At 41.6% G+C, this 11,792-nt stretch carries 8 protein-coding genes; 6 read left to right on the forward strand and 2 right to left on the reverse strand.

Annotation, left to right across the window (positions count from 1 at the left end; translation table 11 throughout):
- Positions 1 to 2 precede the first annotated feature (2 nt).
- Entirely contained in the window at positions 3 to 1,016 is a 1,014-nt protein-coding gene (locus tag PTE_RS12210; RefSeq protein WP_036846858.1) for an NAD-dependent epimerase, read from the forward strand.
- 297 nt (positions 1,017 to 1,313) lie between these two features.
- On the opposite strand, the gene PTE_RS12215 is transcribed toward PTE_RS12210, so the two are convergent.
- Positions 1,314 to 1,718 (reverse strand): H-NS family histone-like protein, encoded by a 405-nt coding sequence (locus tag PTE_RS12215; RefSeq protein WP_036846861.1) that lies wholly within the window; start codon positions 1,716 to 1,718, stop codon positions 1,314 to 1,316.
- 641 nt (positions 1,719 to 2,359) lie between these two features.
- Between PTE_RS12215 and PTE_RS12220 the strand changes: the two genes are divergently transcribed.
- Positions 2,360 to 2,950 carry a thymidine kinase gene (locus PTE_RS12220; RefSeq protein WP_036846863.1) on the forward strand — a complete coding sequence of 197 codons (591 nt, stop codon included), beginning with the start codon at positions 2,360 to 2,362 and terminating at the stop codon, positions 2,948 to 2,950.
- A gap of 147 nt (positions 2,951 to 3,097) precedes the next feature.
- Here PTE_RS12220 and adhE read toward each other — a convergent pair whose 3' ends face one another.
- Positions 3,098 to 5,746 (reverse strand): bifunctional acetaldehyde-CoA/alcohol dehydrogenase, encoded by a 2,649-nt coding sequence (adhE, locus tag PTE_RS12225; RefSeq protein ID WP_036846868.1) that lies wholly within the window; start codon positions 5,744 to 5,746, stop codon positions 3,098 to 3,100.
- Positions 5,747 to 6,158: 412 nt separating this feature from the next.
- Here adhE and PTE_RS12230 point away from each other — a divergent pair, with 412 nt between their 5' ends.
- The 4 genes from PTE_RS12230 to oppB all read left to right on the forward strand — a co-directional run bounded on the left by PTE_RS12230 (position 6,159) and on the right by oppB (position 11,784).
- A complete protein-coding gene (locus tag PTE_RS12230) occupies positions 6,159 to 6,803 on the forward strand; it encodes a YchE family NAAT transporter (protein WP_036846870.1) in 645 nt (214 codons plus the stop codon).
- Between the two features lie 560 nt (positions 6,804 to 7,363).
- Entirely contained in the window at positions 7,364 to 9,001 is a 1,638-nt protein-coding gene (locus PTE_RS12235) for an ABC transporter substrate-binding protein (protein ID WP_036846873.1), read from the forward strand.
- Between the two features lie 136 nt (positions 9,002 to 9,137).
- Positions 9,138 to 10,778, forward strand: coding sequence for an oligopeptide ABC transporter substrate-binding protein OppA (gene oppA / locus PTE_RS12240; protein WP_036846878.1), 1,641 nt, complete (start codon positions 9,138 to 9,140; stop codon positions 10,776 to 10,778).
- An 85-nt stretch (positions 10,779 to 10,863) separates the two neighbouring features.
- A complete protein-coding gene (gene oppB / locus PTE_RS12245; protein ID WP_036846879.1) occupies positions 10,864 to 11,784 on the forward strand; it encodes an oligopeptide ABC transporter permease OppB in 921 nt (306 codons plus the stop codon).
- Positions 11,785 to 11,792: the final 8 nt, after the last annotated feature.

Genomic DNA, 11,792 nt, shown 5'->3' on the forward strand with positions numbered 1-11,792 from the left:
CGATGAAATTCTTAGTCACAGGTGCGGCTGGTTTTATTGGCTTTCATGTGAGCCAGCGATTATTACAAATGGGGCATGAGGTTGTGGGTATCGATAACCTCAATGACTATTATGATGTGAATCTCAAACAAGCACGGTTAGATCTATTACTTGATAAGCCAGGCTTTAAATTTGAAAAGCTGGATTTAGCTGACAGAATAGCCATTCCCGATCTTTTTGTGCGACATCAATTTCAGCGGGTTATCCATCTGGGAGCTCAGGCTGGTGTTCGCTATTCGTTGCAAAACCCAATGGCTTACATTGATTCGAATATAGTCGGGCATATCAATATTCTGGAGGGTTGTCGCTATAATAATGTTGAGCATTTATTATATTCTTCTTCCAGTTCTGTTTATGGGTTAAATAGAAAGCAACCGTTTTCGACAAACGATTCAGTTGATCACCCAGTTTCACTATATGCGGCAACTAAAAAATCAGATGAATTAATGTCTCATAGTTACTCTCATCTTTATCAGTTGCCAACGACAGGTTTGCGATTTTTCACCGTATATGGCCCGTGGGGACGTCCTGATATGGCTTTATTTAAGTTCACTAAAGCGATGTTATTAGGGCAGCCTATTGATGTTTATAACCACGGTAGCATGGTTAGAGATTTTACTTATATAGATGATATCGTTGAATCAATAATCAGGTTGCAAGACATCATTCCTGCATCAAATGAGAGCTGGATGGTTGAGGATGGGCAAATATCTGCCAGTTCTGCTCCTTACCGTATTTATAATATTGGTAATGGTCAACCAACTAGACTAGGTGATTTTATTGAGGCAATAGAAGAGTCATTAGGCATTCAGGCCAAGAAAAATTTTATGCCTATGCAAGATGGTGATGTTCTATCGACCTGCGCTGATTCAAGTGACCTTTTTCAAAAAATAGGATTTGCCCCCAATACGTCGGTAAAGCATGGTGTGAAGCAGTTTGTAGAGTGGTATTTGAATTTCTATCATCAATCCAAATAAGAAAAAAGGAGCCATTGGCTCCTTTTCTATTGAATCACTGACAGCGACCTAAGAGAAGTAAATAACTGTACCTGCTTGGTTATTAATTTGCCTTAGCATTGGCTAAGTTAGTAACTAGCGCTGCTTCATAACAAAGAAATGGCACAGCAGGTTGTCACTTGATTAAATGCCTGCTGTTCAATGATGCTTAAGTTCATATAACAGGCATTAATCCGTTTGTCAGTTAAACCGTTTATATAATAAAAATACCCTTGTAAGAGGGTATTTTTATAATTAAATCAGTTTAAAAACAATATGTTAGAGCAAGAAGCTTTCCAGAGTTTTTCCTTCGTCTTCAATTGCTTTTTTGATAACAGCCGGTGTACGTCCCTGGCCAGTCCAGGTTTTAGTTTCACCGTTTGTATCAACGTATTGGTATTTAGCTGGACGCGCAGGGCGTTTTGTTTTACCAACAGATTTGCCGGAGCTCATTGTCTGAAGCAATTCACTTGGATCAATTCCTTGATCAAGAATCATTTTACGAACTTCTTCCAATTTACGTGCACGTTCCTCGGATTCAGCTCTTGCCTGACATTCTTCTGCACGGCGTTCTTCAACAGCGACGGTCAGTTTTTCAAGTATTTCTTCTAAGAACTCAAGTTCACATTCTCTTGCTTGAGCTCGTAAAGTACGGATGTTATTTAAGGCTTTTAAATCGCTCATTGTCCTGGTCTCAAATTATTAATGATGATGGCTGATGTGGATATAATAATAGAATGCTATTTTATTTTCTGCAATAGTCAATTTCTCATATTCGGATAAAATGACTCTTTTTTTTTAAACGTAATTTCTTTACAAAAGTTATATAGCGCTTTTTATACAGCTATTTCGATTGTCATTCCACAATAACATGTTCAGGGTACCTTTAACAAAGGGCATGATTATCTCTCTAATTTATAAACCAAGCATATACTAAATCGGTAAGTAATTTTAACTGTTTCTTATCATACCTGCTAAGGCGAAATAATACTAAGTTAAAAAAAACTTATGACTAATCCATGAGTTATCGTCGATTTTCTGTGACTATTTTCTGGAAGTAAGTCACGCACATTATTAATTTGTATACAATATGCAACAAATCAGTCTGGCTTTCATTTCTTAATTTAAACATGAACATTTGTCGTTCAAATGCGCTTTATTACCCATTTGATGTGATCATGGTCATGGATCATTAAGACATCACTAAGCTAAATATTTCTGTATATCAATTGGTACAGCTTACTATGATGGATAATCACCACTAAAGTTTATGGTAAACTCATCTGACTATATGGCTTTATAAATTTTGTTAAGAGGCAGGGCCGATGGCTCAACTTTATTTTTATTACTCCGCAATGAACGCCGGAAAATCGACATCACTGTTGCAATCCTCTTATAACTATAATGAGCGAGGGATGAGAACGTTGATTTTTACCGCAGAAATTGACACCCGGTTTGGAAAAGGAAAAGTCAGTTCTCGTATTGGATTATCTGCTGATGCATTCCTGTTTAGCCAACAGACAGATATTGGTGAGTTAATCAGAACTGAAAATATGCAGGAAAAAGTGCATTGTGTGCTGATTGATGAGTGTCAGTTTCTCACAAAAGCGCAGGTTGAACAGCTATGTAAGGTGACTGACTACGATGATATTCCGGTTCTTTGCTATGGATTGAGAACGGATTTCAGTGGGGAGCTTTTTAGCGGTAGTCAGTATCTTCTGGCATGGGCTGATAAGTTAGTTGAGCTGAAAACTATCTGCCATTGTGGGCGTAAAGCAAGCCGTGTGTTGCGTTTTGATAGCGAAGGTGTGGCCATTTATGATGGCGAACAGGTTGATATTGGCGGCAATGAAAAATATGTGTCTGTTTGTCGTAAGCACTATATGGATGCTATCAGCAAGGCTAAGGCAAGATGAAGATAAGTATATAAATTATCATCCTGTTGTCTGCGGTAAAGCTTCCTTAAACCGTTTGAAGGCGCTTGGATTAACATTGAGGAAAATGGGGCAGAAGTAAAGTTAAAGGGTGCGGATATCAGGCACCCTTTAAGTGGTTTAAATCAGTTAACAGCCTGTTTTTTCCGGGGGTTCTGGTGTGATTTCTGTTTCTGTGAATTCACGTCCATAGAATGAATCCAGCAGTAATTGTTTCAGCTCAGAAATCAGAGGGTAACGTGGGTTAGCACCGGTGCATTGGTCGTCGAAGGCATCTTCAGACAACTTATCAATTTTTGCCAGGAAGTCAGCTTCCTGAACACCAGCTTCGCGGATAGATGCTGGGATACTCAGTGTTGATTTCATCTCTTCCAGCCATGCCAGCAGTTTTTTGATTTTTGTTGCCGTATGGTCGCCGGCCGCAGACAAACTAAGATGATCCGCAATCTCAGCATAACGACGGCGGGCTTGCGGGCGATCATATTGGCTGAATGCAGTCTGTTTAGTTGGGTTATCGTTAGCGTTATAGCGGATAACGTTACAAATCAGCAGTGCGTTAGCAAGACCATGTGGAATATGGAACTCCGAACCCAATTTATGCGCCATAGAGTGACAGACGCCCAGGAAAGCATTAGCAAATGCAATACCTGCAATAGTTGCAGCATTATGAACCCGTTCACGGGCAATTGGGTTTGTGGCACCTTCGTGATAGCTGGCTGGGAGGAACTCTTTCAGCAGTTTCAGCGCTTGCAGTGCTTGTCCGTCAGAGTATTCGTTTGCTAGGACCGATACGTAAGCTTCCAGGGAATGGGTGATTGCATCCAGACCACCAAAAGCACACAGTGATTTTGGCATATTCATCACCAGGTTGGCGTCAACGATAGCCATATCAGGAGTCAGGGCATAATCAGCCAGTGGATATTTCTGACCGGTTGCATCGTCAGTGACGACGGCGAAGGGTGTCACTTCAGAGCCTGTACCGGAAGTTGTGGTAATCGCTACCATTTTCGCTTTAACCCCCATTTTTGGGAATCGGTAGATACGTTTACGGATATCCATAAACCGCAGGGCTAATTCTTCGAAATGCGTTTCAGGGTGTTCATACATCACCCACATAATTTTGGCCGCATCCATTGGAGAACCACCACCCAGGGCAATAATGATATCCGGCTTGAATGAATGCATTTGTTCTGCGCCTTTACGCACAATGCTTAACGTTGGGTCTGCTTCAACTTCAAAGAAAACTTCGGTTTCTATCCCGTGGGATTTCAGCACATCAGTGACCTGATCAGCATAGCCATTATTGAATAAGAAACGGTCTGTTACGATGAAGGCACGTTGTGCGCCATCAGTTGCGACTTCCTCTAATGCGATAGGCAGTGAACCGCGGCGGAAGTAAATTGATTTCGGAAGTTTATGCCACAGCATATTTTCTGCTCTCTTCGCCACAGTTTTGGTGTTGATGAGATGTTTTGGCCCTACGTTTTCAGAGATGGAGTTTCCTCCCCATGAACCGCAACCCAGTGTCAGAGATGGCGCGAGTTTGAAATTATAGAGATCACCGATACCCCCCTGAGAAGCAGGTGTATTCACCAGAATACGGGCTGTTTTCATTTTGTCGCCAAAGGATTTGATTCGTGCCGCTTGATTGTCCTGGTCGGTATACAGGCAGGATGTGTGACCAATGCCCCCCATTTCAACCAGTTTTTCTGCTTTCTCTACCGCGTCTTCAAAATTGTTACTACGATACATCGCGAGTAATGGCGACAGTTTTTCGTGGGCAAAGGGTTCCGTTTTATCAATCAGGTTGACTTCGCCAATCAGGATCTTGGTTCTTTCAGGAACATGAATGCCTGCCATTTCGGCAATTTTCGTTGCGGGCTGACCAACAATCTCCGCATTTAGGTTACCGTTTTTCAGGATGATATCTTGAACCGCTTTCAGTTCCTTACCTTGTAACAGATAACCTCCATGAGTAAAGAAACGTTTACGCACTTGATCATAAACAGAATCCACTACGATAACAGACTGTTCCGAAGCACAGATAACGCCGTTGTCGAAAGTTTTGGACATCAGAATAGAGGCAACCGCGCGTTTAATATCAGCTGATTCGTCAATGACGACCGGTGTGTTACCGGCACCAACACCGATTGCCGGCTTACCAGAGCTGTATGCCGCTGTTACCATACTTGGGCCACCGGTCGCGAGGATCAGGTTGATATCCTGGTGATGCATCAATGCACTGGAAAGTTCAACAGACGGTTCATCAATCCAGCCAATAATATCTTTTGGTGCGCCGGCTTCAACCGCTGCACACAGAACCAATTCAGCTGCTTTATTCGTTGCTTTTTTAGCGCGTGGATGGGGTGAAAAAATAATCCCGTTACGGGTTTTCAGGCTGATTAGCGCCTTAAAAATAGCGGTAGATGTCGGGTTAGTCGTTGGCACGATACCGCAGATTAAGCCAATAGGTTCGGCGATAGTGATGGTGCCGAATGTTTTGTCTTCGGACAAAATGCCACAGGTTTTCTCGTCCTTATAAGCGTTATAGATGTATTCGGAAGCGAAGTGGTTTTTGATCACTTTGTCTTCGACAATACCCATCCCTGATTCCGCCACGGCTAATTTTGCTAAAGGGATGCGTGCGTCTGCCGCCGCAAGGGCCGCGGCACGGAAGATTTTGTCAACTTGCTCCTGAGAAAAATTGGCAAATTCACGTTGTGCTTTTTTAACCCGGGCAACCAGCTCGTTCAGTTCAGTAATATGAGTTACAGTCATAAAGAAATACTCCTGGAAAATATTAAAAATATTTTAATATCAATAAATAAGTGATTTTTAGACTATTTAACTTGGTGATTTTATGATGGCTACAGATTACCATTTGGTATTAAGTAGATATTGATCTTAATCACATAAATCCCAAGCTGACTCCTTTCAGCTTGGGTGAGTGATCATTATTGTCACTTGGGTGATAAAAGCGCTAATCAGGTTGAGTTTTTAACCTAATGAAAAAATCGGGTTAACGATTTGTTATATAAGACATTTTAAATTGAAAAATAAATCGCAGTCGATGGAATGCGGAACTTTATCAGTATAAAGTAAAGGAAAAATTAAGTTTTCTATGATTTTTGAGTGAGTGATCATATGAAAATATTGTCATTAACACTGCGTAACTCAAGAGGGGTTATTCGTGGGTGATTTACTGTTGGATCTTTCTGGTTATATTAAATTTTTTGTTGGGCTGTTTGCACTCGTCAATCCTGTTGGTATTTTGCCGGTTTTTATCAGCATGACTAACTACCAGGCCCAGGCCGCCCGCAATAGAACTAATTTTATCGCCAATACCTCTGTTGCCATCATTTTATGGACAGCTTTGCTGCTGGGTGATTCGATACTGCGGATGTTTGGCATTTCCATCGACTCTTTCCGTATTGCTGGTGGGATTCTTGTTGTGACCATCGCTATGTCGATGATTAACGGTAAACTTGGGGAAGACAAACAGAATAAGCAAGAAAAATCAGAAACAGCCATTAGAGAGAACGTTGGTGTTGTGCCGCTGGCACTGCCGTTAATGGCCGGTCCTGGGGCAATCAGCTCTTGCATTGTTTGGAGTTCTCGCTATCAGGGATGGCAGAATTTTATTGGGTTGGTGTTAACCAGTGCATTGTTTGCTTTTTGCTGTTGGTTGTTATTCCGATCAGCTCCCTTAGTCGTCAAATATCTTGGGCAAACAGGCATTAACGTTATCACCCGAATTATGGGGTTGCTATTGATGTCTTTGGGAATCGAACTGATTGTGACAGGGATCAAAGCATTATTCCCAGGGTTACTTTGATACGATTGACGATAAAAGGTGTTAGATTTTTCTCAAGTCAAATTACAAATTATAATATTCTTGTCATTTTTATTATAAAGCCTGTTTTATGGGCTTTTCTCACTTATTTTACTGGTACTTCCTGAATTTTATACAAATAACCCAATATTTTTCTGAATTATTCTTGTCTGTTAGTTCAATCTGTAACTGGTTGCTTCCACCGTAGTTTTGTGATGAATGTAGGTTTTTAATTTGCATTGATTGCAATTTGTTAAAATTATGTTTATTTTCATCTCTGGACTACCTTTGTTTACTATTTTAGTTAAGCAAATTGTTAATAAAATGATATTTATCAATTGCTTATGTTGTTGTCTGGGGTGTTTTATCAATTAATGTAATAGAATGCATTGAGTTGTTTGTAAGGATGGTTTTTACAATATAAGAAGGGGATTTTAACAATTGATATGATAAGTCACCTTTAATATTCAATCCGTTACTTTGGGCCAAATAATGTGAAGATACCGGCCTTGATGGGATATATGCGAAGTGAATGAACAGGTCCACCAAACTGGAGGTAAAAAATGAAGATCAAGCAATTAAAATTACATAAGTTTGTTTCCTGTATATTTTTATTATCGGTATTTCCTGTTGCGACCGTGTTTGCCGCTGAAGTTCCAGATGGTGTGAAGCTCGCGGATAAACAGCAGATTATTATCAATAATGGCACAGAAGTTGCGTCACTTGATCCACATAAAGTCGAAGGTGTGCCGGAAACCAACATTATTCTTAATCTCCTGGAAGGATTAGTCAGTACGGGTTCCGAGGGAGAAACTGTTCCGGGCGTTGCGAGTCATTGGGAAAATCAGGATTACAAAGTTTGGACTTTCTATCTGCGTGATAATGCGAAATGGAGTGATGGAACCCCCGTCACTGCACATGATTTTGTCTATAGCTGGCAACGATTAGCTGATCCAAAGGTGGGTTCACCTTATGCCAGTTATCTTCAATATGCTTACGTTGAAAATATTGATGATGTTCTGAAAGGTAAAAAATCACCTGACCAGTTGGGGGTTAAAGCGCTGGATGATCATCGTTTGCAGGTTACTCTGACGCATCCCGTGCCTTATTTCGTCAATATGCTCAGTCATACGGCAATGAAACCAGTGAAAAAGGATCTGGTCGAAAAATTGGGTAATAAATGGACGCTGCCGGAAAATTATGTGGGCAATGGGGCGTATCGGTTGAAAGAGTGGGTGGTGAATGAGCGGATTGTGATTGAACGTAATCCACAATACTGGAATAACGGCAAAACAATTATTGAGCAAGCGACGCTTTTACCACTTCAGTCCGAAACCAGCGGTGTTAACCGCTACCGTAGTGGGGAAATAAATATCACCAACAGCGCTATCCCTCCGGATCTGTATCGGAAAATGAAAAAAGAGATCCCTGATCAGATACGCGTCAGCCCTTATCTCTGTACGTTCTATTACGAAATTAACAATAATAAACCCCCGTTTACTGATGTAAGAGTCCGTGAAGCCGTTAAGTTAACTCTCGACAGGGATATTATTGCGGGAAAAATTATGGGGCAGGGGCAAATACCGGCCTATGGTTTTACGCCAACGTTTATCGGAGGTGGTGATTTTGCTAAACCAGAGTGGGCTGGCTGGACACAGGAACAGCGTAATAAACGTGCCAGAGAATTATTGGCGCAGGCGGGTTTTAATCCGGCGAATCCGCTGAGGTTCACATTGCTGTACAACACCTCTGATCAAAATAAACAGCAAGCTATTGCTGCCGCTTCCATGTGGAAAAAGAATCTGGGAGCTGATGTGATTTTACAGAATCAGGAATGGAAAACTTCTCTTGAAAGTCGTCACCAAGGGAATTATGAGGTTACCAGAGCGACCTGGTGTGCGGATTACAATGAACCTACCGCGTTTTTAAATATGTTGCTTTCACATAGCAGCAACAACACGACTTTCTACCAGAATAAAAGTTTCGATAGCTATCTGGAGCAGGCGTTAGTCGCTAAAGATGCGGTTGCGCGTAAGAAGTTATACCAACAAGCTGAATTTCAACTTGATAAAGACTCGGTATTGATTCCCGTTTATTACCGGGTGAGTGTACGGCTTGTTAGCCCATCAGTGGGAGGGTTTTCAGGGAAAGACCCATTGGATTATATGGATATTAAGCAACTGTATATGATAAAAAACTAGACATTAGTTTTACTCAAAAGAGTTACTGGCCCTGCAAACAAAATCGTTCCTTTTGAATGCAGGTGATAATCCGACCCGTATTTCTGGGCCGTCGACTGATAAAAAGTCTGACGATGTAAAATTGGAGTAGAAAAAGATGATAAACACAACTAAGAATAAATTACTTACTGTCAGCATCAGTGCTGTACTAAGTATGGTAGTGGCGAGCCAGGTATTTGCTGCAAAAGTGCCTGATGGTGTTCAATTAGCTGATAAACAGGTTTTAGTTCGTAATAACGCCTCTGAGCCGCAATCACTGGACCCACATAAGATTGAAGGGGTGCCAGAATCACATTTGGCTCGCGATTTGTTTGAAGGTGTTGTAATCGTTGGCCCGTATGGTGAAATCTTGCCGGGTTCTGCAACCCGTTGGGAAAATAAAGACTTCACCGTCTGGACATTCCATATGCGTAAAGAGGCTAAGTGGTCTAATGGTGACCCGGTCACTGCGCATGATTTTGTTTACAGCTGGCAGCGTTTGGCTGATCCCAATACGGCTTCTCCTTATGAAAGTTATCTCCAATATGCCCATATCACCAATATTGATGACATCATCAGTGGCAAAAAGAAACCGGATACTCTGGGTGTAAAAGCACTGGATGACTATACATTACAGCTCACATTGAGTGAAGCGGTTCCTTATCTGCCAAGGCTTTTGGCTCACTCCTCAATGTCGCCGGTTCATCGGGCTACGGTGGAAAAATATAACGAAAAATGGACTCAACCGCAGAATTTTGTGGGTAATGGCGCTTTCAAACTGAAAAACTGGGTGGTCAACGAACGTATTGTGATGGAACGTAGCCCAACATACTGGGATAACAAAAATACGGTTATTGATCAGGTCACTTTCCTGCCAATTTCCTCAGAAGTGACGGATGTAAACCGCTATCGTAGTGGTGAAATTGATATGACTTATACCAATTTGCCGATTGAGTTATTCCAGAAACTGAAAAAAGAGATCCCGGACGAGTTGCGTATTAACCCACAATTATGTACTTATTATTACGAAATTAATAACGAAAAGCCGCCATTTAATGATCCTCGCGTCCGTACTGCATTGAAATTGGCGATGGACCAAGACATTGTGACCAATAAAGTAAAAGCACAGGGTGATATCCCTGCTTACGGTTTTACACCTCCGTTTACTGATGGTTTTAAAGAGATAAAACCAGCGTGGTTTACCGATTGGAACCAGGAAAAACGTAACCAGGAAGCCAAAAAATTATTGGCTGAAGCGGGTTATACTAAAGATAATCCATTGAAGTTTAACTTGCTTTACAATACCTCCGATCTGCATAAAAAAATTGCAATCGCGGTAGCTTCTATTTGGAAGAAGAATTTAGGTGTTGATGTTCGTTTGGAAAATCAGGAGTGGAAAACTTTCCTGGATACTCGACATCAGGGCAATTACGATGTAGCCCGTTCTGGCTGGTGTGCCGATTACAATGAACCTTCCTCATTCCTTAATATGTTACTTTCTTACAGCAGTAATAACACCTCTCATTATAAGAGCAGTGAATTTGATAAGCTGATGAAAGAATCCCTGCAAGTAAAAACTGAGGATGAGCGTGCGGCCGTTTATCAAAAGGCAGAATCACAGTTAGATAAAGATTCAGCCATTGTTCCCCTTTATTACTATGTGAATACCCGGTTAGTGAAGCCCTATGTTGGTGGTTTTACAGGGAAAGATCCTTTGGATAATTTACACACCAAAGATTTCTATATTATCAAACACTAATAGTTGCAGGGCGGCCCGGAAAGGGCTGCCTTAGTGTCAGATTATTTTAAGGCCAGGGTTTAGGGCCAACACATAGGAACGGGCAATGCTTAAGTTTATTTTACGCCGTTGTTTAGAGGCGATCCCGACACTTTTTATTCTTATCACTATTTCGTTTTTCATGATGCGGTTGGCACCAGGCAGCCCATTTACTGGTGAGCGGAAATTGCCACCAGAAGTTATGGCAAATATTGAAGCGAAATATCATCTGAATGACCCCATGTATAAACAATATTTTGATTACTTAATCCAGCTTTCCAAAGGGGATTTTGGGCCGTCTTTTAAATATAAGGACTACACAGTTAACGATCTGGTCGCGACAGCATTTCCGGTATCGGCTAAATTAGGTGCATCGGCATTTATTATGGCGGTTGTGCTGGGGGTCAGCGCCGGGGTTATTGCTGCACTTAATCAGAACACAAAGTGGGATTATACCGTGATGGGATTTGCCATGACGGGGGTTGTTATCCCAAGCTTTGTTGTGGCACCGCTATTGGTGCTGGTGTTTGCTATTCATCTTAAATGGCTGCCGGGAGGAGGCTGGAATGGCGGGGTGCCAAAATTTATGATCTTACCCATGGTAGCACTGTCTTTGGCCTATATCGCCAGTATCTCGCGTATCACCCGTGGTTCGATGATAGAAGTGTTGCACTCTAATTTTATCCGTACTGCACGTGCTAAAGGGTTGCCATTACGTATTATTATATTCCGCCATGCCTTAAAACCCGCATTGCTACCGGTCATCTCTTATATGGGGCCTGCTTTTGTCGGTATTATCACCGGCTCAATGGTGATTGAAACAATCTTTGGTTTACCGGGAATAGGGCAGTTATTTGTTAATGGGGCGTTGAACCGTGACTATTCATTGGTATTAAGCCTGACTATTTTGGTTGGTGGCCTGACTATTCTGTTCAATGCGATTGTTGATGTGTTGTATGCCGTCATCGATCCGAAGATCCGTTATTAAGACTGGAG

It is taken from the genome of Photorhabdus khanii NC19, assembly GCF_000517265.1.
Taxonomy (GTDB): Bacteria; Pseudomonadota; Gammaproteobacteria; order Enterobacterales; family Enterobacteriaceae; genus Photorhabdus; species Photorhabdus khanii.